This window comes from Oleiharenicola lentus, from assembly GCF_051660365.1.
Taxonomy (GTDB): domain Bacteria; phylum Verrucomicrobiota; class Verrucomicrobiia; order Opitutales; family Opitutaceae; genus Lacunisphaera; species Lacunisphaera lenta_A.
Genome location: NZ_JBOZXB010000001.1, coordinates 3,564,360 through 3,587,959 on the forward strand (window position 1 = coordinate 3,564,360; position 23,600 = coordinate 3,587,959).

19 protein-coding genes and 1 tRNA gene are annotated in these 23,600 nt (G+C 58.9%); 11 read left to right on the forward strand and 9 right to left on the reverse strand.

Annotated elements, in window-relative coordinates; all coding sequences use genetic code 11:
* The first annotated feature begins 120 nt into the window (after positions 1-120).
* The 6 genes from ACRRQW_RS13905 to phoU all read left to right on the forward strand — a co-directional run bounded on the left by ACRRQW_RS13905 (position 121) and on the right by phoU (position 6,799).
* Positions 121-1,467 carry a putative porin gene (locus ACRRQW_RS13905; RefSeq protein ID WP_438482114.1) on the forward strand — a complete coding sequence of 449 codons (1,347 nt, stop codon included), beginning with the start codon at positions 121-123 and terminating at the stop codon, positions 1,465-1,467.
* 30 nt (positions 1,468-1,497) lie between these two features.
* Positions 1,498-2,310, forward strand: a complete 813-nt coding sequence (locus ACRRQW_RS13910) for a phosphate ABC transporter substrate-binding protein (protein ID WP_438482116.1) — start codon at positions 1,498-1,500, stop codon at positions 2,308-2,310.
* Positions 2,311-2,449: 139 nt separating this feature from the next.
* On the forward strand, positions 2,450-4,099 hold the full coding sequence (pstC, locus tag ACRRQW_RS13915; RefSeq protein WP_438482118.1) for a phosphate ABC transporter permease subunit PstC: 1,650 nt from the start codon (positions 2,450-2,452) through the stop codon (positions 4,097-4,099).
* On the forward strand, positions 4,096-5,145 hold the full coding sequence (pstA, locus tag ACRRQW_RS13920) for a phosphate ABC transporter permease PstA (RefSeq protein ID WP_438482120.1): 1,050 nt from the start codon (positions 4,096-4,098) through the stop codon (positions 5,143-5,145). The genes pstC and pstA overlap by 4 nt, the downstream gene beginning before the upstream one ends.
* 17 nt (positions 5,146-5,162) lie before the next feature.
* Positions 5,163-5,999 carry a phosphate ABC transporter ATP-binding protein PstB gene (pstB, locus tag ACRRQW_RS13925; RefSeq protein ID WP_438482122.1) on the forward strand — a complete coding sequence of 279 codons (837 nt, stop codon included), beginning with the start codon at positions 5,163-5,165 and terminating at the stop codon, positions 5,997-5,999.
* A gap of 110 nt (positions 6,000-6,109) precedes the next feature.
* Positions 6,110-6,799 (forward strand): phosphate signaling complex protein PhoU, encoded by a 690-nt coding sequence (gene phoU, locus ACRRQW_RS13930; protein ID WP_438482124.1) that lies wholly within the window; start codon positions 6,110-6,112, stop codon positions 6,797-6,799.
* Between the two features lie 27 nt (positions 6,800-6,826).
* On the opposite strand, the gene ACRRQW_RS13935 is transcribed toward phoU, so the two are convergent.
* Positions 6,827-7,894: an inorganic phosphate transporter gene (locus tag ACRRQW_RS13935; RefSeq protein WP_438482125.1), complete on the reverse strand. Its 1,068-nt coding sequence runs from the start codon at positions 7,892-7,894 to the stop codon at positions 6,827-6,829.
* A gap of 76 nt (positions 7,895-7,970) precedes the next feature.
* Complete coding sequence (locus ACRRQW_RS13940) at positions 7,971-8,606, reverse strand: DUF47 domain-containing protein (protein WP_438482127.1); 636 nt, start codon at positions 8,604-8,606, stop codon at positions 7,971-7,973.
* Positions 8,607-8,858: 252 nt separating this feature from the next.
* On the opposite strand from ACRRQW_RS13940, the gene ACRRQW_RS13945 reads away from it, so the two are divergent.
* The 4 genes from ACRRQW_RS13945 (at position 8,859) to ACRRQW_RS13960 (ending at position 11,603) form a co-directional block, all read left to right on the forward strand.
* Positions 8,859-8,935: transfer RNA gene (locus ACRRQW_RS13945), tRNA-His, on the forward strand.
* Positions 8,936-9,012: 77 nt separating this feature from the next.
* Complete coding sequence (locus ACRRQW_RS13950; protein WP_438482128.1) at positions 9,013-9,792, forward strand: endonuclease/exonuclease/phosphatase family protein; 780 nt, start codon at positions 9,013-9,015, stop codon at positions 9,790-9,792.
* Between the two features lie 63 nt (positions 9,793-9,855).
* Positions 9,856-10,656, forward strand: coding sequence for a tryptophan synthase subunit alpha (gene trpA, locus ACRRQW_RS13955; RefSeq protein WP_438482130.1), 801 nt, complete (start codon positions 9,856-9,858; stop codon positions 10,654-10,656).
* A gap of 2 nt (positions 10,657-10,658) precedes the next feature.
* The gene (locus ACRRQW_RS13960) at positions 10,659-11,603 is read left to right on the forward strand and encodes a diguanylate cyclase (RefSeq protein WP_438482131.1); all 945 of its coding nucleotides are present in this window, start codon (positions 10,659-10,661) and stop codon (positions 11,601-11,603) included.
* On the opposite strand, the gene ACRRQW_RS13965 is transcribed toward ACRRQW_RS13960, so the two are convergent.
* On the reverse strand, positions 11,600-12,526 hold the full coding sequence (locus ACRRQW_RS13965) for a diacylglycerol/lipid kinase family protein (RefSeq protein WP_438482132.1): 927 nt from the start codon (positions 12,524-12,526) through the stop codon (positions 11,600-11,602). The two genes, ACRRQW_RS13960 and ACRRQW_RS13965, sit on opposite strands and share 4 nt — an antisense overlap.
* A 72-nt stretch (positions 12,527-12,598) precedes the next feature.
* On the opposite strand from ACRRQW_RS13965, the gene miaA reads away from it, so the two are divergent.
* Entirely contained in the window at positions 12,599-13,513 is a 915-nt protein-coding gene (miaA, locus tag ACRRQW_RS13970; RefSeq protein ID WP_438482133.1) for a tRNA (adenosine(37)-N6)-dimethylallyltransferase MiaA, read from the forward strand.
* Positions 13,514-13,565: 52 nt separating this feature from the next.
* On the opposite strand, the gene ACRRQW_RS13975 is transcribed toward miaA, so the two are convergent.
* The 6 genes from ACRRQW_RS13975 to ACRRQW_RS14000 form a co-directional block, all read right to left on the reverse strand.
* Positions 13,566-16,880, reverse strand: coding sequence for a TonB-dependent receptor (locus ACRRQW_RS13975; protein WP_438482134.1), 3,315 nt, complete (start codon positions 16,878-16,880; stop codon positions 13,566-13,568).
* A gap of 184 nt (positions 16,881-17,064) precedes the next feature.
* Positions 17,065-17,589, reverse strand: coding sequence for a DUF4199 domain-containing protein (locus tag ACRRQW_RS13980; RefSeq protein WP_438482135.1), 525 nt, complete (start codon positions 17,587-17,589; stop codon positions 17,065-17,067).
* Between the two features lie 102 nt (positions 17,590-17,691).
* Positions 17,692-19,212, reverse strand: a complete 1,521-nt coding sequence (locus ACRRQW_RS13985) for a TolC family protein (RefSeq protein ID WP_438482136.1) — start codon at positions 19,210-19,212, stop codon at positions 17,692-17,694.
* 176 nt (positions 19,213-19,388) lie between these two features.
* Entirely contained in the window at positions 19,389-21,059 is a 1,671-nt protein-coding gene (locus ACRRQW_RS13990) for a hypothetical protein (protein ID WP_438482137.1), read from the reverse strand.
* 128 nt (positions 21,060-21,187) lie between these two features.
* Complete coding sequence (locus ACRRQW_RS13995) at positions 21,188-22,795, reverse strand: YihY/virulence factor BrkB family protein (RefSeq protein ID WP_438482138.1); 1,608 nt, start codon at positions 22,793-22,795, stop codon at positions 21,188-21,190.
* Positions 22,796-22,819: 24 nt separating this feature from the next.
* Entirely contained in the window at positions 22,820-23,569 is a 750-nt protein-coding gene (locus ACRRQW_RS14000) for a GYF domain-containing protein (RefSeq protein ID WP_438482139.1), read from the reverse strand.
* Positions 23,570-23,600: the final 31 nt, after the last annotated feature.

Consider the following 23,600-nt stretch of genomic DNA (forward strand, 5'->3'; position numbering starts at 1 on the left):
TGCTTTTCCCGGTTTGTAACACAGACGACACGAAACCGTAACATTGGGCCGCTATCTTTCAGTCCGTGACCGGCCACCTTGCCGGCACATCACCCAACTCAAGCCAAGCAGGACTGAAAAATGCGTAATCTTAAAACCAAACTGATCGCAGTCGCGACCGCCGCCCTTGTGTGCGCGAGCGCTGCGCTCGCTCAAGACAGCGGCCCGCTCATCGACATCCTTGTGCGCAAGGGTCTCCTCAGCGACCAGGAAGCCGAAGACCTTCGTGCCGAACTCGTGCGCGACTTCGCCTCCAACACCGCCGCCGGTAAACTCAACCTTAGCTCCACGGTCACCGAATTGCGTATCTCCGGCGACGCGCGCATTCGTTATGAAGGCCGCGGCGGCGAACTCGCCAATGGCGACGACCTGCACCGCGATCGTTTTCGCTATCGTTTCCGCACGCTGCTTTCCGGCAAAGTTCTGAACAACTGGGCATTTGGTGCCCGCTTGGAAACCTCGACCGGCAGCCGCTCCAGCAACGTGACCATGGGTGACGACGCCGGCCCGTTCGCCAAGACGAACGACGGTATCTACATCGGTCAAATCTACGCCACGTGGACGCCGACCGCCGAATGGTCTTTCACCGCCGGTCGCATGGCCAACCCGCTCGTCACGACCTCGATGGTCTGGGACGGCGACATCAATCCTGAAGGTCTCGCCGAGCAATTCCGCACCCGTCGCGGCAATAATGAATTCTTCGTCACGCTCGGCCAGTTCCTCTACAGCACGTCCGGCACGCAAGACCCGTTCGCAGCCGTCACTCCGGCTAACATCGCAGGCACCGAAGATCTTTTCTTCACCGCGTGGCAGGGTGGCTACAAGCGCTACATCAATGGCGCGACGAACTTCTTCCAGATCTCACCGGTGCTCTACACGTTCCTGGGCGCCGACCAGCGCGCCAATCCGGCGGCCTTTAACACGGTCGCCACGGCCACCAACGCTGCGCCGATCAACAACCTCACGGTGCTCGAAATTCCTTTCGAATACAACTGGGTCGCCGGCAACGGCGTGCCGCTGCGCGCTTTCGCTGACTTCGCCATCAATCTCGATGCCGACAAACGCGCTGCGAAATTCGGCCGCCCCGATCTCGACGGCGAAGACAAAGCCTACCACGTCGGTTTCCAATACGGCAAAGCCTCGCTGCCCCGTGAATGGGATGCACGTGTGATTTATCAATCCGTTGGCGCCTTCGCGCTGGATTCCAATCTCGTCGATTCCGACCTGTTCGACAGCAAGACGAACATGCAGGGCTTCATCCTCGGCGGCAATTATGCCCTCGGCGCCGCCACCCAACTCAGCCTCACGTATGCGAACGGCGAACGCAAAAACGACAGCGTGATCGCTTCCGGCTCCGGCGACGTCGGCGCCAACAACGCGCTCGACAAATACTGGATCTGGCAAGTCGACCTGAACGTGAAGTTCTAAGCTCACCGTAACCGTTAAAATTTTATCCTAATGAAAAACAAATTACTCGTTGTCTCTGTAGCGTTGGCCGCCGCGCTCACGGCGCAGGCCCAGAAACTCGTCATCAAGGGTTCTGACACCCTCGGTGCGAAACTCGTGCCGTTGCTCGCGGAAGAATACAAAACCAAGCATGCCGGCACGACGTTTGAAATCGCCGCTGAAGGTTCCACCACCGGCATCACCGCGATTATCGACAACACCGCGCAAATCGGCATGTCGTCCCGTCGCGCCACCTCGGTGGAATCCGCGCAGGCCCTCTCGAAAGGCGTCACGCTCAAGCCGACTATCGTCGCTTACGACGGCATCGGCGTGATCGTGAACTCCAACAATCCGGTTGCCAACCTGACGAAACGCCAGGTCGAGCAAATCTTCACCGGCGACGTCACTGACTGGTCGCAGATCGGCGGCGCGCCCGGCAAGATTTCCATCTACACGCGCAACACCTCGTCCGGCACCTACAAGGACTTCAAGGATCTCGCCATGAAGAAGCGCGATTACGCTCCGTCCTCCCAGAAAATGGCGGGCAACGAGCAAATCGCCGCGGAAGTCGCGAAGAATCCGTCCGGTATCGGTTACGTCGGTCTCGCTTACCTCCACAGCGAAGGCGTGAAGGCAGCGACCATCGACGGCGCCGCGCCGACCGAGGAAAGCGTCAAGAGCATGAAATACCCATTCGCCCGCCCGACGTTCTATTATACGAACGGCGAGCCGACCGGCGAAGCTGCGAAATTTGTGGAATTCACCCTCAGCGACGAAGGCCAGGCCATCGCTCGCAAAGTCGGTTTTGTTTCCGTCAAAAAGTAACCACCCGTTTGTGTAGTAGAGAGAGATTCAGCCGCCCGCAGACCTGCCCGGACTGCGGGCGGCCCCTTTTGTAACCTAACCGTAACCTGCGCCGGTTGACCGTCCCGTCGCACCCGCGAGGCTAGCACGCACCCACCGTATGTCCGCTCCCGTCACTCAAACACCCACGACCCGACCCAGCACCAGCGTGGCGCTGCTGCGCAAACGACGCGGCTGGTTCTTCGGGCTCACGGGCGACCAGTTCGTCAAATACGTGTTTCAAGGCAACGCGGTCATCTCGATCATCGCGCTCATCCTGATCACGTTCACCATTTTCAAGGACGCGGTCGGGTTCATTCCGCAAAACCATTCGAACCTCGCGGTCTATCGCCTCGCGGGCCTCGAGTTCGTCGACATCCTGCGCGAGCAGGTGAAGTCGCACACGGCGATGTCGCGTTACTTGGCGAGCCTCCGCATGCAACGCCTCGATACGTTGCTGAAAAAGGAAAACCTCACGCCCGCCGACGCGACGGCGCGCCTCGCGGCCTTCGATGAGTTCGCTAATAAATTCGCCGACACGACGAGCGACCACGAAACGATTCTCGGCAACATGACCGAACTCGCCTCGTCGATCAAGGAACGGCAAAAAGTCGCCGAGGATCTGACCGAGGCGAAACAGAATTTCCTCAACGAAATGGTGCGCGTCTCTGCCGAGCGCGCGACCGAACTGAAGAAGCAAGCCGACGCGATCGAGATCGAAACGCTTAATTTCAAAGCGGAAGTCCTACCGCTGCGCGCCATGCGCGCCGAGGTGCTCGCGGCCAACGAAAAGCAAGTCGCCGCGTTGCGCGAACTCGTCGTGAATCCGCCGAAGTTCAACGACGCCGCACTCGACGGCCGCATGGATAAATTCAAAGGCTTCGTGGAGCGTTATCTCGGCGAAGTTAAAACGACCGAGGAAAAACTTGCCGCGTGGGATCAGTCGAAACCTGTGACGTGGCTGGAATCGTTTAACGCCTTCGCCTTCGGCCGGCAGTGGGTCACTGCGAGTTTCTGGCAGGACTGGTATGGCATTATTCCGCTGCTCACGGGATCCCTCATGATCGCGTTCATCGCGCTCATCATCGCAATTCCACTTGGGGTAGCCGCCGCAGTTTACACGAGCCAGGTCGCGCGTCCTGCCGAGCAGCAATTCATCAAGCCCTATATCGAATTTATCTCGGCAATTCCGAGTGTCGTGCTCGGTTTCTTCGGCATCGCGATGCTCGGCGAAACCCTGCGTCGCGTGTCGCAAATTCCTTCGCTCAATTGGATCCCGGGATTTCCGATGGCCGAGCGTCTCAATGCCACGACGGCTGCGTGCTTGCTCGCGCTACTGGCGATTCCGACGATTTTTTCCCTCGCGGAAGATGCAATTAATAACGTCCCGCGCGCGTTCAAAGAAGCGTCGCTCGCGCTCGGCGCCACGCGTTTACAGACGATCATTCACATCACCGTTCCAGCGGCGCTGTCCGGCATCATGGCGGCGATCTTGCTGGGTTTCGGCCGAGTCATTGGCGAAACGATGGTCGTTTTGCTGTGCGCCGGTAATCGCATTCAGATTCCCGAATTCAGCTCCGGCCTCGGCGTGATTTTCCAACCGGTGCACACGATGACCGGCATTATCGCCCAGGAAATGGGCGAGGTGGTGCGCAATAGCATTCACTACCGCGCGCTGTTCATGGTCGGCGTCGTGCTTTTCATGATTTCCCTCACCGTCAACTGGCTCGCGCAGAAAATCGTGCGCCGCTACCGCATCTCCATCGGATGAGCGCCACTCCTATCAACAGCTTGCTCACGGCGAAACCGAGTTTCGCCAAACGCGTCGAGTCGAAAGTGTTTTGGCTTCTGCGTCTGAGCACCTACTTCGTCCTCGCGTGCGCCGCGACCATCTTCATCGACATCGGCGTGAAGGGCGGGGGCGTGATTTTTAAAACGGAAGCGCCGTTTATCAACGTGGCCTTCCTCACCGAGTCGCCGGAAACACTCAATGTGTTCGACTACCAAGGTGAAAAGCAGCGGATGGGTGATAAAGATTTCCGCAAGTTCCGCACCGCGCACGAAGCCGAAATGAAAGATGTGAAGGTGGAAACCTTCGTGTATTCCGCGGGCGGTATTTTTCCGAACATCGTCGGCACCGTGTTGCTCGTGACGGGTTCGATCACCATCGCGCTCATCCTCGGGGTGCTAAGCGCAATCTACCTGAGTGAATATGCGACCGACGGTCCGTTTATCCGCTTCTTGCGACTCTCTATCGTCAACCTCGCGGGCGTGCCATCGATTGTGTTCGGGTTGTTCGGTTTCGGCTTGTTCGTAATTTCGATGAAGTTCGGCGTCTCGCTGCTCGCGGGCTGGCTGACGCTCGCCGTGATGGTGCTGCCCATTATCATCACCGCTTCGGAGGAAGCGCTTAAATCCGTGCCGAAAGGCTACCGCGAAGGCTCGCTCGCACTGGGCGCCACGAAATTCCAAGCCATCACGACGAACGTGCTGCCTTACGCGTTGCCGGGCATTCTGACCTCATCGGTGCTCTCCATTGCCCGCGTCGCCGGTGAGACCGCCCCGATCATGTTCACCGCGGCGTTCGTCATGCGCGACGAACTGCCCTGGCAGGTGGACAAGTGGACCGACTTCTTTTTCCAAGGCGTAATGGCGCTGCCGTATCACATCTACGTCGTCGCCTCCAAAATCCCGCAAAATGAATACACGCGCGACGTCCAATACGGCACGGCGTTCGTGTTTCTCTTCACCGTCGCCGCCATCGCGATGACCGCGGTCATTCTCCGTCAGAAGCTGCGCAAGAAATACAAATGGTAATCGCACCACCTCTTCCCATGTCCGACCCTGTCGTTCCCACCACCGTTCCCCGTCAGGTCACGGTTCCTGCCGCGTCGTCATCGTCTGCGATCGCGACCCGCAACGTCATCGAAATCGAAGACCTCGATTTCAACTACGGCGCGAGCAAAGCGCTGCACGATATCACGCTCAATATCCGCGAGCGCGAAGTCACCGCGTTCATCGGGCCGTCCGGTTGCGGCAAGAGCACGTTGCTGCGCTGCCTGAATCGCATGAACGACCTCATCGACATCGCCAAGGTCACCGCCGGTCAGATCCGCATCGACGGCGTGAATATCTACGACCCGCGCGTCGATGTGATCGAACTCCGCAAACGCGTTGGTATGGTATTTCAGAAGTCCAATCCGTTTCCGAAATCCATCTACGAAAACATCACCTACGGCCTGCGCATCCAAGGGCGTAAAAACAAAGCCGAGCTCGATGAAATCGTGGAACGCAGCCTCCGTGGCGCCGCGCTCTGGGACGAAGTTAAAGATCGTCTGCACGAAAGCGCGCTCGGTATGTCCGGCGGCCAGCAACAACGCCTTTGCATCGCCCGCGCCATCGCCGTCGAACCTGAGATCATCCTGATGGACGAACCGTGCTCAGCGCTCGATCCGATCGCGACCGCCAAGGTTGAGGAACTCATCCACGAATTGAAAAAACAGTTCACCATCGTGATCGTGACACACAACATGCAACAGGCCGCCCGTTGCTCCGACCGCACCGCGTTCTTTTATCTCGGCCGCCTGATCGAATACGCCGAAACGCGCACGATCTTCATGAATCCTTCCAACCCGCAGACGGAAGCCTACGTCTCCGGTCGCTTCGGCTAACCTCTTAAAACCATTTAATCTGGAACTCAGGAAATCAGGAAAATGAACACCGCACTTTGGGTTCGTTCCTGCTTTCCTGGTTTCCAGATAAAAACTCAGTCTTATTTCCCATGAAACGCTTCTTCGACGCCGAACTGGAAACCTTCCGCTCGCACCTTCTTCAGATGGGCGAGCGCTCCATCGATCAAACGCGCCTCGCCATGCGCGCGCTGCTCGAATCCGACCTGAAACTCGCGGACAAAGTCATCGAAGCCGATGACGAGATCGACCGCTTCGAAATCCAGATCGACGACGAAGCGATCCGCTACATGACCCTGCGCGGTCCCGTGGCGTCTGAATTGCGCCTTATCATCGTCGGCATGAAAGCGAGCCACGACTTGGAGCGCGTTGGCGACGAGGCGACCTCCATCGCCCGCCGCGCCCGCAAGCTGGCGATCGAGCCCAAGCTGGAACTTTACGGCGACTTTCCGCGCATGACGAACATCGCGCTCGAAATGCTGCGCGACGCACTCGACTGCTTTGTGCAAGAGGACGAGCAGAAGGCGTTGAGCGTGATTCGCCGCGACTCTGAGGTCGATAACCTCAACCGACTCGTCTATCGCCGTCTCACGAGCTACATGATCGAAAAGCCCGACACGATCGCGCGTGCTCTCGAACTCATGTTCATCTCGAAATCACTCGAACGTATCGCCGACCACGCGACGAATATCGCGGAGGAGATGGTATTTCTTTCGAAAGGACAGGACATCCGTCACAGCGGCATCTCGCAATACGTGCCGCCGAAAGACGGCGACGTGTAAACCGGATTTGCCGCCAGCGGCGCTCGGTTACTTGTAGCCGAGCGCGACGCAGAGTTTCTCGATATAATAACCGAGCAACCCGCAGACAGGCAGTGTGAGCACCCACGCCCAGATGATGCGTTCGACGACGCCCCATTTGACAGCACTGAAACGTTTCACCGCGCCGACGCCCATGATGGAAGTGGAAATCGCGTGCGTCGTGGAAAGCGGAATTCCGAGCGTCGTCGCGCCGTGAATGATAATCGCGGCGGTGGTTTCTGCGGCGAAACCGTGCACCGGTTGCAGCTTCACCATTTTGTGGCCCATCGTGCGGATGATGCGCCAGCCGCCGCCCGCAGTGCCAATCGCCATGACGAGCGCGCAGGTGATGACGACCCATTGCTCGACCTTGAATTCCGGCGTGTAAAGGAAACCGGCCCACTGGGGCAGGTCGTTGAAGGCGCCGGATTGCGTGCCCGTAAAGAGCGCGAGCGCGATGATGCCCATGGTTTTTTGCGCGTCGTTCGAGCCGTGGCTAAACGCCATGAAGCCGGCGGACACGAGCTGCAGTTTGCCGAACACCATATTCACGATGCGCGGCCGCCAACGCTTGATACAGATGGTCAGAAGAAACATCAGCACCCCGCCCGCCACGAAGCCGATCACCGGGGAACTGAACATCGGCAGCACCACTTTGGGCCACAAGCCGCTGCGCACGCCTGTTGCGCTGGTGTCGCTCCAGTGCAGCACGCTCCAATTGCCGTTGGCGGAAGCGAGGGCCGCGCCGCACAAACCACCGATGAGCGCATGGCTGGAACTCGACGGCAGACCGAGCCACCACGTGATGAGATTCCAGATAATTGCGCCCATGAGCGCCGAAAAAATCGTGATCATCGTCACGACGTTGGTGTCGACGAGGCCTTTGCCGATCGTGCTGGCCACGGCGGTGCCCATGAGCGCCCCGACTAAGTTGAAAACGGCGGCGAGAAAAATGGCCTGGCGCGGCGTGAGGACTTTCGTCGAGACGACCGTCGCGATCGCATTGGCCGCGTCGTGAAAGCCATTGATATACTCGAAAACGAGTGCGGCGAGGAGGACGATCAGGAAAATAGTCATGGGGCGGAAATCGCTTTCACCGTTCCGGTCGGCTGACCGGCCAGCATTTGTCCGGGCCAGTCGCCCGGCAATAAACTCAGGAGTATTTCAACATGATCATGAAGACGACTTGGCCGGCGTCGCGCGCACGATCCACCGCGGCCTCCACCATGTCGTAGAGTTCCATGAGGATGACGACTTCCTTGGCATCATGCGGGCCGTTGTAGAGTTCTTTGACGAGTTGCAGCATGACTTTGTCCGCTTCGCCTTCCGCGAACTGCAACTTGGCTTGGTAATCCTTGATTGAGTCGACCTGCGTGCCGTGGCGGAGTTGTTTCACCATCGCGACGACGCAGTCGACGGCTTGAACGAGGAGGGAAACTTGCTGCTGGAGACTGTCACGCGGCACGCGGGCCGGGCAAATCGTAAGGCGCTCGACGAGTTTTTCGACCGTCTTGGGAATGCGGTAAAGCGCGAGCGAAAGTGCTTCGATGTCTTCGCGTTCAAGTGGCGTAACGAAGGTTTTGCAAAGTTCCTCGGTGATTTCCTGCGTGATGCGTTTGTCCTTACGGCGCGCTTGGATGATGTCGTGGATGCTGGACGTTTGCGCAGCGCTGTCGTTATTGAGAATTTTAACCAGCAGGCTGGTGCTCATGCGGGCCTCTTCGGCGCTCGCCTCTAGTAAGTCGTAGAATTTTTCATCCTTACCCAGCAACTTCTTGAAGGAAATCATGCCTCAGATGCGATAGCTGAGGACAGCAGGGTGGCGAGGCGATTTTTACAAAAGTTACGACATGGCAACAGCCTGCCCATGGGCGGCGCCCGAAAACTATTTTCGCGAAGCGTATTTCGCATCGTTGCTGGTAATCTCCGGACTTTTGTGGAGGAATTTTCGGTAGTTGGTGGCGAAAAATCAGCGCGTTGAGAGCGAAAAAGAAGGATTTGACAGACGCGGGTGCGTCATGGACTTTCTCGGCCTTTCACGGCGGCCATAGCTCAGTTGGTTAGAGCACAAGATTGTGATTCTTGGGGTCGCGGGTTCGAATCCCGTTGGCCGCCCCATTTTCCCCTTCGCCGAAGGAGTTTTGTTAGTAGTGGCAACAGAACGGCTTTTGCGGTGTCATTAGCGGGCACCCACCATGGCTAACTACCGATTGCTTACTTTTAACGTGGCCCACGCGCGGGGGGTGACGCCCATCCATCAAGGCCTGCGTTCGGTGGATCGCATCCGCAAGAACTTGCTCAAGATCGCACACCTGATCGTGAAGCACAAAGTGGACATCGTCGCGCTGCAGGAGGTGGACGAGAACTCGCGGTGGAACGGGAGTTTTAACCACGTCGCCTATTTGAGCGAACATTGCGGGCTGCCGCACACGGCGATGGGGCTGACCAATCAGCGTGGCGGTCGCTATCCGTTGAATTATGGCAATGCCACGATCTCGCGCTGGCCGATTGTGCACGCAGAAGCGGTGGCGTTTGGTAACCGGCCGATGGGCGAGAAGGGGTTTTTGTTTGTCGAGACCGAGGTTGCCCCTGGCAAACGTCTCCCGTTGGTGAACCTTCATTTACACCATAGTTCGCGCAAACAGCGGCTGTTGCAGGCGGCGCACCTCATGAAGTTTGTTAGAAATGCCAATGCGCACCGGGCAGGACATTGGGTGGCAAAACCGATTTTCTGCGGCGATTTCAACAATCCAGCCAGCAATCCCGACGCGACCGCGATGATGCTCGGTTCGTGCGAAGAAACCGATAACTACACGCTCTTGCCGAAAAAAGGCCGGACATTTCCGTCGGCCTTGCCGGCACGGGCGCTGGACTACGCGTTGCTGCCGCAGGAATGCAAAGTGCTGCATTGCGAGATCGTGCGCGCTTACTTGTCGGATCACCGCCCTGTATTGGTGGAATTTTCGCTGGGTTGACGCGTTGCGTCATAAGAGTTTGCGCTCGACCCATGGCGTTGGCTTCCAAATCGTGTGGGACGAATGGACCGCATCGCCGAAGCCTTTGTTAGAGCCCGCCGGGAGAAACGCGCCGCGTTTGTCGCTTACCTGTGCGCGGGTGACCCGGATTTCGCCTCGTCGCTGGCGGCATGCCGCGCACTGATTGCCGCCGGCATCGATGTGCTGGAACTCGGCGTGCCGTTTTCCGATCCGCTGGCCGACGGCTTGACGAATCAGCTCGCCGCCCAACGTGCGCTCGAGGGCGGCATGACGTCCGCAAAAGTCTTCGAACTCGTGCGCGAGATTCGCAAGACGAGCCAGGTGCCGATTGTTTTCTACACTTACTACAATCTCGTATTTTCAAACGGCGTCGAAGCCTACGTGCGGGCCGCGAAAGCAGCAGGTGTCGATGGCATGCTCACACTTGATCTGCCGCCGGAAGAAGCGGGCGAGATGTTGACGGCGTGTAAACAGCACGATGTGAAAACGGTGTTCATCGTCGCGCCCACCACGCCCACGACTCGTTTGCCAAAGATCGGCGCGGTCGCGACGGGTTTCATCTACTATGTTTCTCGCGAAGGCGTAACCGGTGTGCGCGACCAACTCGCCACCAATATTCCCGAAGCGGTCGCGCGTATCCGTGAACACACAAATCTGCCCGTGGTGGTGGGGTTTGGGATTTCGACTGCACAACAAGTGCGTGAGGTCGCGCGTCACGCCGATGGCGTCGTCGTCGGCAGCGCGCTCGTGAATGTGATTCGTGATCATCTCGGCAATCGCGGCGCGATGCCGGCAAAGCTTCATGGGGTCGCCGCAAAGTTAGTGGCTGGAACTGTCGTCTGAAGATGGAAACGAATCCTTCCAACGTTCGCAAAATTCTCTTCATCGACGATGATCGTCTGCAGCAGCGCCTGGTCGCGCAGATGGTGAAGAATTTTCGCAGCAACCCGTTCGAAATCGAAGAAGCACTGACTTACGATGTCGGTTTGAAGAGTTTGCTGAGCGATCGTTTCGCCGCGTGTCTGCTCGATTATCGTTTGGGAGATCGCGACGGACTCGCATTGCTCGCGGAAGCTCGCGCGGCGGGTTGCAATACGCCGGTCGTTTTCCTGACGGCGGACGAAAATGAGGAAGTTGATATCGCCGCGACTGAAGCGGGTGCGGCTGATTATTTGGTCAAAGGTGCGCTCACGCCGCGTTTGCTGGAGCGCTCGTTGCGCTACGCGTTGAAGCTCGGCGACACGCTTGCGCAACTGCGCCGGCTTGCCCAGCGCGACGAACTCACCGGCCTCTACAATCGCCGGGAATTCAAGCGGTTTCTCGAGGAAGAGTGGGATCGCAGCATCCGTTTCAATCGCCCGTTCACGCTCGTGATGTGCGACATCGATCACTTCAAAAAAATCAACGACACCTACGGCCACCAAGTCGGTGACGATGTTTTGCGCCACGTGTCGAGCCTGCTCGGTGGTCAGGTGCGCACGGTGGATCGCATCGCGCGTTACGGCGGCGAGGAATTTGCGTTGATGATGGTCGAGACCGACAAAATGAGCGCCGTGCAAATGATGCAGCGGCTCGGCGGTTTGCTGCTCGAAACGCCGTGCATCGTGCCCGATAAAAATCTCACGGTAAAAGTCACCATGAGCGCCGGTGTGGCGACGAGTATTGAAGATGCCCAAAGCGCGACCGAGCTCGTCGCTGCGGCCGATAAGGCTCTTTACGCCGCGAAAACCGGCGGACGCAACCGCGTGAAAACTGCGGACGGCCGCGAGTTTCTTTACACGACTGCTTAATTTGGCGGCGTGTGCGAGGGCGCGGCGTTTTGCGGCACCATCATGCGCAGGCTTTGCGGCTTGATCGAAATTTCGAGGCGTTGCGTTTCGGCGCGCGGTTCGCCGTCGGTATGAACCCAGCCTGGTTTTTCGCGTTCGATCATGAATGTTTTTCCACGCAATCGAAGCACGGATTTTACGCGACCGAGCGAACCTCTGAATAGATGCCAGAGCAGCGGCGGGGCACTCAACAGGCCAACTGGCGGCACGGCGGTGACATCGAGCAGGCCGTCGCTCACCGAAGCGCCAGGCGCGATGTAGGCGTTGTTGCCGTATTGGGCGGAGTTGGCGATCGCGAGCGTGAAGGCGGTGACTTTGGCGACGCCGTCAGCGTGGCGAATGGTGTAGGTTTCCGGCTGATAACTGCGCCACGCTTTCGCGCTCGCGCGGATGTAACCTTGGAAGCCGCGACTGGTCATCAGGCTGAATTGCCCGGCGATCAATGCTTCGAAGCCGATGCCAGCGGCGCAAAAAAACGGATCGCTATTCACCATGCCGCTATCGATCGCAAGCGCGCGGCCGTTGAGCAGCGTGTCGAAGGCGTGCCGGTTTGGTTTTTGAATACCGAGATGGCGACCGAGGCCGTTGCCCGAGCCGCAGGGAATGAGTCCGAAAATCGCCTGGGTGCCAATCAGGGCGCAGGCGACTTCGTTCATGGTGCCGTCACCACCGATGGCGACGACGTGCGTGCAGCCGTCGGCGATGGCTGCGCGCGCGAGTTCGGTGGCGTGACGTGGGCGTTCGGTCGCGACAACCTCGCCGTCAAGCTGGTGTTCGGCGATGAAAGCAACGGCCCGATCGCGAAGATACGGATTGCGACGGTTGCTGCCTGAATGGGGGTTGAAAATAAACCGGACTTTCAAAGGCGATGAAGTGACCGGCATTCAAACGAGAATCGTGCGGGTTGGCAAAACGAGTTTTGCAACAATCGTGCGCGCCGGTTCGAGTGATCGGCGATGCGTCCCACGATTCACGTCCTCACCGGTTGCACCGCCGTCGGCAAAACCGAGCGGGCGTTGCGTTGGGCGGAGGCGAACGACGCAGAAATCGTGTCGTGCGATTCGTTGCTGTTTTATCGTGGCATGGACATCGGCACGGCGAAGCCAACCCAAGCGGAACTCGCGCGCGTGCGGCATCATTTGATCGATGTGTGTGCAGTGACCGAGCAGATGAATGTCACGTATTACGTGTCATTGGCGCGGGCGGCGGTGGCGGATATTTTGGGGCGAACGAAGCGCGTGCTGGTCACGGGTGGCAGCGGATTTTATCTGAAATCGTTTTTTGCGCCGGTGGCGGATTCGGTCGAGGTGCCGGAGGATTTGCGCGAGGAACTGCGTGGGAAATTGGAGCGCGAAGGCGTTGAGCCGTTACTCGCGGAATTGCACGCGCTGAATCCACAGGGGCTCGGCGATCTGGATGTGTTGAATCCGCGCCGCGTGTTGCGGGCGTTCGAGCGGTGTCGCGCCTCAGGCCGACCGCTGCTGCAACTTCAGGCCGAGTTCGCGGCGCAGCCGTCGCCGTTTGCGGATTATGAAGTGAGATTGTGCGAACTGGTGCGTGAGCCAGCGGAGTTGGAGCAACGCGTGGCTCAGCGGGTGGATGTGATGCTGCGCGATGGACTGGTAAACGAAGTGCGCGCGCTCCTCGGCCACGGGCTGATGGAAAATCCGAGCGCCGCGAGGGCCATCGGCTACCGCGAGACGATCGATTTTATCGAAGGGCGGCTGCCCGAATCGGATCTCGCGGCGACCATCACTAAAAACACCCGCGGCCTCGTGAAAAAGCAGCGCACGTGGTTCAAGACGCAATTGCCTGAACACCGTCGCGTAAACGCTGCGGACGCACAGACGGACGATTTGTTTGGGCCATAAATAAAAACGCCGCATTGGAAACCAATGCGGCGTGGAGCGAGATTTTCGCAGGCTAGAATTTCAAGCGAGCGCCTACTTGGATGCGCCAACGTGAGGCGAGGGGATTGATCGTCGCGCCCGCGGGGGCATAGTTGCCGGCGCTGTCCAGCGTGATGCCAGTCGGGCGAACGCGCCCGTCGCTGGCGTAAGCCGCATTGCCCAACAAGCGGCGGGCATACACGCCGTTGTTGTTGCCGAGTTCCTCGGTGTAACCAAACACGTCGCGGCTCAGCCAATAGCCGAAGTTGATGAAGTCGGCGAAGACTTCGAAATGCACGGGTTTGAAGATCGGGATCGTCTGGCTCAGGCGAATATCCAGGCGGTTTTGCCACGGCAGGCGGAATGAATTACGCGGGGCATACGAGCCTTTGTAAGCGCCGAGCTCGCTGCTGTTGATGTAGCGCATGTAGGCATCTGCTTGAGGCGCGGTGAGGCCGGAGAAATCTACTTTCGCGTCGCTCAGACCGGTCGGCACGTAAACGAGGTCGTTGCCGGAAACGCCGTCAGTGTTGAGATCGCTGTTGTAAGCAAACGAGTAGGGATTTCCGGTGCGGCCTTCGTAGTAGAGCGAGGTGAGGGTCTTCCATTTTTTCCAAGGCTCGAATTCGTAGCTGGCGGTGAATTGCAACCGGTGTTCGACCTCGAAGTCGGAGCGGGAATTTTCCACGGCGTTCTGATTGAAGACGGCGTTGCGCGTCCAGCCGTCGACAGCAACGGTTTGGCCGCTCGATTGCGCTTCGGTGGATCGACCGTGAGTGTAGGAGAGATTGGCGGCCCAGTGGTTTTTCATTTGCCGATCCCAAGCCAAGCTCAAGTAAGCGCTTTGGCCGGCGTCGACGTTACGCACGCGAATCACTTCGTTGAAGGCGGTGCTAAAAGCGCCCGCGCCGGTGGAGGAACCGTTGAAACGTTGGCGTCCATCCAACCCGACCGCCGGTCCGCTGGTCGGAGTGACGACGAGCGGCTTGATGTTCATGTTATCCGAGAAAAGCGCGTAGTCGTTTTTGGTGAACACAAATTCCGCGGACAACGTGCTGTCGAGGATTCCGAGTTTGCGATCGACGGCCAGGTTGGCGCGCCAGACGGCTGGAAGGTGGATTTTATCTGAGAGCAAGTTGATCGTGCGGCGGGCATTCGGGTCGCCGTCGTTCGGGGCGACGCCGATGGGGTTAGCCGGATCAAACTGCGTGTTGATGTAGCTCACCAACGTCGGAGGCGGGGTGGTGGTGCTGAGCGTGTTGGTGATGCCGAAGCGACCGACGCCGGGATTCGAGAATGAATTCGAGAAGAACACCCACGGCGCGCGGCCGAGGAAGCGACCGACGCCGCCGCGCACTTGCGTCACACGGGTTTCGTCGAGCGACCAATTGAAACCGACACGCGGGGCGAATTCGCTCACGCCGTCAGGCAAACCGTCGTTGCGCACGCCAAAGGTGGTCAACACGCCTTGGTTGAACAGCGGACGGATGTCGGAGCCGATGAAATCGACGCGGCCGCCGAGAGTGAGGTTGAGACGCGGGCTGATGTCCCATTTCGCCTGGCCGTAAACGCCGGTGATGCCGAATTGAGAAACGTCGGCCACGGGCGTGCCGGCCACGATGTATTCGCGACGAAACGCGTTCGGCGTGTCGTTGAGGAAATCGGTGAGGCTGGCGTATTCGATCAACCCGTAAGAGCCGCCGCGGAAGAGATTGTAGAAGTTACTGTCTTCTTTTTCCAAGCCGCCGGATAACGTGAAATTTCCCCAGATGTAGTCGGCATTGGCCGCGTAGCTTTCGGTATCGAGTTCGATCACGTTGCCGTGACGAAACTGCTCGGTGCCAGCGAAGAGCACGCCGTTGCTGATGGCCGCGCCGCTGACGTTGACGCCGGACACACCGAAGATGCGAACTTCGGGGAAAATCGACGGCGAACTGGTGAGCTGTTGATAGGAGGTCTTCGCGTAACGAAGCTCGGTTTTGAAATTGCTGGTCCAATTGCTGAAGACGCTGCCGGCCCAGACTTTTTCGGTGCGGCTTTGCGTGTAGAAGTTGGACGAGAGGTTCGTGCCGACGGAAGCCGTGTTCACGAGTGAGGTGGTGGGGGCAAAGCTGGAAGCGGTGCTGTATCGGCCGAACTGGGGCAGGACGCCTTCGGTTTCGTTGTAGCGCACCGACAGGCGGTGATCGCGGCTGATATTCCAGTCGATCTTGAAGAGCTTCTTTTCCTCTTCGGTCAACAATGCGGGACCACCGAACGACCCGAAATCAACCGACTTGCTCCCGATGGCGGCGTTGATCGCGGCGAGTCGCGCGGTGATGGTGCTCAGTTGGGTCGAGTCGGGCGTGAAGCCGGGGACGCTGGCGGCGGTTTCGCGTTCGAGTTTTTCGTAATTGAGGAAAAAGAAGAGGCGGTTTTTCAGGATCGGCCCGCCCAACGTGGCGCCCCAAGTCTTTTGGGTGTCGAGCGGCTTGATGCCTTCGATGGGCACGGCGCTCGTGCCGGTAATGTTTTCGCCGGCGTAGTTGGCGCTCGTGTAGAAGCCGTAGACGGAACCGTGCAGCTGATTCGTGCCGGACTTGGTCACAGCGTTAATCGCCGCGCCGGTGAAGCCGCTTTGGCGCACGTCGTAAGGTGAAATTGAAACGGAAAACTGTTCGACGGTGTCGAGCGAGATGGGATTGAAGAACGACTGAATGCCCGAGGCGTTGAGGCCGAACTGGTCGTTGATGCGCGCGCCGTCGAGGAGGATGGAATTGTAGCGATTGTTTTGGCCGACGGCGGTGATCATCTGGTCATCGCGGTCCGTGATCGCCTGGCGAAAAGTGACGAGCGGATTGGTGCGCGCCATGTCGCCAATGGATCGTTTTGCGGTCGGCACCGATTGAATGCGCGCGTTGGTGATGATGGAACCCGCGCCTGCGGCCGCGGCGTCGAGTTGGTCGGATTCGCTCGTGATCACAAATTTATCGAGCGTGATGACTTCACTGGGTTTAAGCCCGAAGTTCACATCGATATCGGAGCCGAGTTGCGTGATGACTTCGGTTTGTTCCGCCGATTGGAAACCGGTGGCGTTGGCCGTGAACGTGTAGGGGCCGCCGACGACGAGATTGCGCAGCGTGTAGCGACCGGTGCTGCCGGTGGTCGCAGTGTAAGTGGTGTTGGTCGGAACGTGGACCGCTTCAATCGAAGCGCCTGATACCGGGCGACCTCCGCTGTCGCGCACCACGCCGGTGACGCCGGCTGAGACGATGCCTTGGCCGTGGGCACTGGGTAGAATTGAAATAAGTAATCCGAAAACAAGCACGCCTAGCATTTTGGCGGTGTGACTCAATGACGGTGTGTTCATGGTGGTGGGAGTGAATCTTAGGGTTAGTGTCATAAACAGAAGAGCAGGAGCTGTGCCCTTGGTCTAGATGCGAAATGCCAAAATCCGCTTACTTGGCATGAGCGAACCCTACCGGAGTGTTCACGAACGAGCTAATCCCCTCGTATCGTCCGCCACGGATATGGCCAGTGGCCTGTCTGTGAAGCTAGGGAGTGCCCTTAGCGGCCGGCTTGGGAAGGATATGCATGAGCAACGTGATTAACACCGCCAGCACGCCGCCGGTGAGTGTCATGCTGATCACCGTCGATTTTACCAAACCGATGGGCGTGTAAGCTTCGCGGTAGGCGAGGATGTGCTGGCGAATGGCGACCTCGTCGCTGCCGCCGGCGCGGAGTTGGGCGACTTTCCATTCGAGGGCGTGGTCGATCCAACTGGGATTAATGTAATGATGATAAATCGACAGGAAGCAGTAAACGATGAGCGAGCTCACAAACATCACTTGCAGGCCGGAGAAAATCCCGCGCGCAAACGTAAGGCGGCCGTCCCACGTGTCGCGTTGGCGTGCCCGCAGCACCAAAAAAAGGGCGATGACGGGAATCAGATTTGAGAGCAGCCCGGCGTAACGGCCAATGGCCAGATGACTCGTGTGGAGACCGAAGGCGTATTGGAGTAAAATCCAAACGCACACCGCTGCACCGGTAATCAGGCCAAAGTTGAATTCGCGAGACATAGGTCGGGGAAATTGGCGGTTTGCGGACGAGGAAACAAAAGAAATCGCCCCTCCGCGCAGGCGTGAGGGGCGAGTGATTTAAAGTGAAACGAGCGGCAGACGTTACGGGAGCGTGATGCTGTAGCGTTGGAGCGAGCTGCCTTCGATCCGGTGGAGCGCGGCGATGGCAGAGTGTAACGCGGCTTGGGCTTGGAGTTCGGAGACGCGGTTGATTTCGAGATCATCCTGCGCTTCGAGCACGATGCGGCTGGTGGAGCGGCCGGCTTCGAAACGGGATTTTTCGGCTTCGTATTGGCGCTGGCTTAATTGGGACGCGAGGGCGGCGATGCGCACGCTTTCGAGATTGGTTTCGACGGAGCGGACGGCGGCGCGCACCTGGACTTCGATGTTTTGCTCGATGAGGCGAAGGCGGATTTCTTCGCGGCTGAGCGTGGAGAGGCTTTGGCGGTAGCGCGCACGGTTGGAGACGTTGCCGAGCGGATAGCTGAAGGCGAAGTCGACCTGCCAGGAATGACGGTCGCGATCGAGGGCGTTGCCGATGGCGCCGCGCCCGGTGTTCGTATCAGAGCTGCCGAGACCCACGGCGCCGCCGACGGTGAGGTCGGGCTTTACGTTGTCCTTGGCGATCCGGAGATCGAGTTTGAGCTGCTCAATGGCGGCGATGGAGGAAAGGTAGTCGGGCTGGTTTTGTTTCGCGAGATTCAGCGACGAAGCGAACACCGGCAGCGTCGTGGGCGTTTCGGCGAAACGCACCGTGCCGACGGGCGCGTCGAGTTCGAACTGGCCGATGAGGGCGAGGAGCGCGTCCTGGCGGTCTTTGACGGATTGCTCGGCGAGAATGAGATTACGGCGGGCGTTGGCGACGCCGACTTCGGATTGGAGGACGTCGAGTTGAATGGCGGTGCCGACACTTTCGCGGGATTTGGCTTCGTCGAAAAGAGTGTTGGCGAGCTCAAGCGAGAACTGGCGGACCTTGAGTTGTTCGCGTGCGAACGTGAGGTCGAAGTAGGCGAATTCTGTGGCCTGAATTATGTCCAGCGCGGTGGCCTTGTAATCAAGATTGGCGCGGTCGAGGCCGATCTTGGCGCGGTTTAAATTCGCGCGATTCACGGCGGTGCCGAAGCCGCGGAGCAGCGATTGGCGAACGGAGAGGGTGACGTCGGCGTCGTAAGCGGGGTTCGGGTTCTGAAGAAGCAGCGGGTTGAGTTTGCTGCGATCCAGGCTGCTGCTGGCGCTCACCGTGGTGCCGGTGTAGAGATCCTGGGAAACGCCGATGCGAAGATCGGAAACCGTTGAGGACGTGCCGGCGACGCGGCTGGTCGTTTTGCCGTGGACCCCGCTGGAGGTCAGCACGGGCTCGTAGCCGCCGCGCGCGACGTCGATGGCGTCTTTGGCAATGAGGGGATTGAAGCGGCCGATCTCGAGATCGAAATTACGGGCGAGGGCGCGCTGGATGCATTGTTCGAGCGTGAGTTCCGGGGTGGAAGCTTCCGGGGTGGCGGTGGAGCCGGGCACGGTTGTGGGCACCACTTCTTTGGGTGCTTCGTTCTGGGCGAGGGCGTGGCTGGTCAGGAGCGCAGTGGCCAGAAGGACGGAAGAGAGACGGCAAAGGGTCGTAGTCATTGAAAAGAGATCAGGGATGCAGACAGAACACGGGAAGTTGGCGGAAAGTTTAAGCTTTTTGTGACGCGTGCGCGGGTTGCTGGTTTCAGGAAAGAAAATGCCACCGCTTGCGGCGGTGGCAGTGTAATCTGGGCGGGCGGCAATCTGACTGGATAAACGGTGCCGCGGCGAAGGGCTTAACTTTGCGGGGCGGTGTTCGCCGCCGTCTCGGTGCGCTTCAGCTCTTCCTCAACCAAGCGGCCGAGATAGGAGTTTTCGTTGGTGCCGGCCGTGAAAGTCATGAGTTGCTTCTGCAATTCGATGTAGCGCGGGCTGGCCGGTGAAACATCCGGGAGTTTTTTGTCCTGGGCGTAAACCAAGTAGCCTTTGTCGGCGGCAGAGGCCATTTCGGAGACCTGGCCTTTCTCGAGCGTCTGGAGCGTGGAGAGGGCCGGATAAGGCATGTCCTTCGGTTGTTCGCGGAGGTTGAAGTTGGCGTAAGACTTAACTTCGAGTTTCTCGGCGGTGGCGGCTTTGTTGAAAGCGTCGGCACCGGCGGTGGCGGCGGCTTGGAGCTGGGCGCGAAGGGCGGTGCCTTTCGCGGCGAAGAGTTTGCGCTTCTCGCCTTCCTTGTAGTCCGCGAGGACGCGTTCGCGCACTTCAGCAAAGAGCGGCTTGTGGGCGGGCAAGCTTTCGTTCCAGAAGAGGACAACGAAACCGGTCTCGGTTTGCAGCGGATCCGTGAAGAAGCGCTCTTGGTTTAGACGGGAGAAGTTCTCGCCGTAATAGCCAAGCCATGGCTTGTCAGCAGGAGGATTGTCGGGAGCAAAGGGAGCGATGGCGAGGGCGGGGCGGCGCTGGCCGGCGAGGAACGCGGTCAATTGCGGCGAGTTGGCGGTGAGCTTTTGCTCATAGAGCGCGACAGTCAGGTCGTTCGCGGCCTTGGAGGCGTGAGTGGCGCCAGCGGCTTCTTTGAGGGCGGTTTCGACTTGGGCGCGCACTTTGGGGAAATTATCGACAGGGGCCGCGGCGGGCGTGATCGAGGGCGCGTCTTTCTTATCGGCTTCGGCAGGAACGGGGAAACGGGCTTGGTTCTGATTATAGAAGGCGCGGAGCTCGGCCTCGGTCGGGGCGACCGGCGGGAGGAAGTCGGCGTTCTTGAATTCCACGTAGCTCATGCGCGGGCGGGCGGGGATTTCGTAACGGAACGAATTGTCCTCGTGAAATTTCTTCAGGACATCGTCCGGGGTCGCGATCGTGGGATTGAAAGAGGCATAATCGAGTGTCGCGACTTGCACCGTCCACGAGGAGTCGGAGCGGATGAGTTGTTGCTTCACGTCGTAAGGCAAAACGTAGCCGGGGCCACCGACGACTTTGCCGAGTTGTTCGAGGCGGACGTCGTCGCGCAGCACGCGATTGACGTCAGCGGCGGAGATTTGGCTGCCCGCCTTAAGGGAGTCGGCGAATTGGGTGTAGCGGGCTTGGTCGAAACCGCCTTGCTCCGTGCGGAACGCCGGCAGGGTGGCGACAAATGAGGAGACTTGGTCGGCGGTGGGTTGCGGGAGGTGGAACTTATCCGCCAAAGCGATGCCGGCGACGCGTTGCAGCGAGTAAGCCTGCGGGTTTTGCATGGCTTGGTAGTTCATGCGGAGCTGCGCGCTCAGCTGGCCGTCGAGCATGACTTTGCGCACCTCTTCTTCGTTACCGAGGTTGACGTGGAAAAAGTCGCGCTTGTTGAGCTTGGTGCCCGCGCTGCCGACTCCAGGAGCGCCGATCGTGAACACGAACGGGATGGTGACGGCAAACAGGAGGAAGAAAAATACCAGTTTGGTGTGCTGCTGAAACGTGCGTTGAATCCAGGAAATCATAGGGGAAAGGGGCCGACGCTAGAAACGCCTTAGACTCTGTCAACAGGCGAAAGCTAGAGGGCAGAGTGGTGGTTTGGAGGACCGTCTGCGGCCGTAAATGGCGGGCTCTTGACCGAACCACCTAACGTTCAGCGCACCGGGAACGGCGCGTAAGTTTGGCTGGGTTCCAAGCCGTCGATGAGTTCGTCCAAGGTTTGCGTCCCAAGGGCGATGGGCAAAGCGGCGGTGAGGCGTCCGTGGTAGTGCGCGAGGATCGGGTCGACATTGTCGAGGAGGCCGCCGGCCGGGGATTCGCCGTAGTTTTCGAACATTTCGCGGAAATCAGCCAAAGTGATCCGACCGAGCGGGCGGGCGGGTTGATAGCGGTGGTCGCTCGGGTCGGCGCCTTCGCCGGGCGGGAGTTCGGCGATGAGTTCGAGGTCGCAGAGGCGGTTGAGGCTTTCGTTGAGTATCTGCGAGGGCACGCGGATGTGATGCGAAAGCTGCGTGACGGAATAGGCGGGCGCGCAGGCTTTGAAGCGTCGTGCGATCAACAACAGCACGAGCAGCGACATGGATTCGCGGGTGTGGTGGTTGAGGTTGTGCCACGCGCTTTGGCTGCTGCGGTAATGCACGTTTTGCACGGCGTAGGTAATTTGTCCGCCGACGAGCACGAAAAACCAGAACACATACAACCCGAGCATCAGGATCGGCAGGATGCCGACGGAGCCGTAAAGGCTCTTGGTGGAAACGACGTTCTTGAAATAGAGGAACGCGAGGAAGTTGTTGAGAAACAGCAGGAGCGTCACGAGCACAGCACCGACGAATGCCGCGCGCCATTTCACACGGGTATTGGGAATCAGCCGGTAGAAGAGCGTGAGAATTAAAACGAGGGCCGCCGCGCCACTCGAAGGCAAAATGAAGGCGAGGAACTTCGAAAAAGTTTTGTTCAGCGGACGCTGCGCGGAACTCGCGGTGATTTCCTTATTCGATGAAATTCCGTCAGCGGATTTGTTTTCGACGCTTTGGCTGGTCTCAGCCGGCTTGCTCGAACTAAACACGTTTACGAACGCACCGGCTGAAAAAAGCGTGAGCGAAGCGAAGAAGAGCAGCGCTCCCAACGTGATGACCGTCCAATAATACACCACGCGCGCCATCCAGCTGCGCCCGCGGCGCACGCCCCAGATGTCGTTAAAGGTGTTTTCGATGTTCGTGAACAGCAGCACCACGATCACGAGCAGCGCGAGAATGCCGACGACGCCCGCGGCACCGGAGCGACTGCTCGTGATGAAATTATTGATCAGCTTAACCAGTTCCGGGTCGGGGGGAGGCATGACCTCTGCCGTGGACGGAGTGGGCGCGGCGACGGAGATCGACGGAGTCGTGCGATTTTTCGCCGCGGCAAGTTTTTGGTCGTCGCTCAGGGCGCGTTGGTATTGGTCAACCTGCGGCGCGATAAAGCTGATGATTTTATTCAGGCTATTCGCCGCGAGGGCCGGATCTTTGTCGCCTAGCGCGAAGCCTGAGATGAGCACGGCGATCGCCACGAGCGGGCCGAGGCCGAGCAGCGAACTGTAACTCAATGCGGCGGCACGCGACGCGACTTTGAGTTCATTGAGTCCGGACAGCGTGATCGAGACGATGCGCATCAGCGCGAGGCCGCGATTACGGATCGTGCGCTCCTTGGTCAGGCCCGCAGTCCAGATATCATGATTCCAGAGTCGCTGGAAACGTTGAATGAGCGCGGACAGCGGCATGGATAGGCGACAGTGTTCCTACGATCAGGAATACGAAGTCGTGGCCAACATCACCATGCCCACCACACCGGCGAGCGCCGCGACCGTTAGCGGCACATAGCTCAGGAAAATAGTGCAGAAATAAAGTCCCACTGAACCCGCGGCGACGGCGATGATCGGAGTCAACTGACCTTGCGCGAGAAAGAGAAATCCAAGAAACCCCAACCCGAGCACCGCGCGAAAACGCACAAAGGGATACAGCGTGATCACGCCGAGCAGGAGTAAGATTCCTAACAACGCATCGACCACGCCGAGCAACACGAAAGGCTTTTCCATGATCTTCGCGAAGTCCATCGAAGTCAGCGCATCGATGCCGGGGAGAATCAACGCCACCGCGCTCAACAAACAAATAATCGCAGCGGAACGCGTGCCCCACACCGCGGCGTTCATCATTGAATCGGCCTTGTTGGATTTGTCCTTGGTGTCGTCAGTTTTGCCTTCGGCCGCCGCGAGAAAATCCTGCACGCTGATCGGCGGCGCGCTGTCTTCTGGAATCTGGGTGACCGACTTGAAATCCTTCTGCTTGAAGCCCATTTTTTTCTTCTCGGGCCAAAGCTGGGCCTTCATCGCCGCGCTGCTGCCGATCAAAATCCATTGCTCGGTTGTCGAGTCGTAAAAATAGGTTTCCGCTGTCACTTGGCCGGCTTCGACCAACGTGATGAGTTGCTCGATCGTAAACGGGCCGCGGGCTTCCGTGTCGTTCGCGCCGCGCACGTAAATCTCTTGGGTAGCCATGCGGAAAGGCTGCGTGCTGACGCAGTTACGG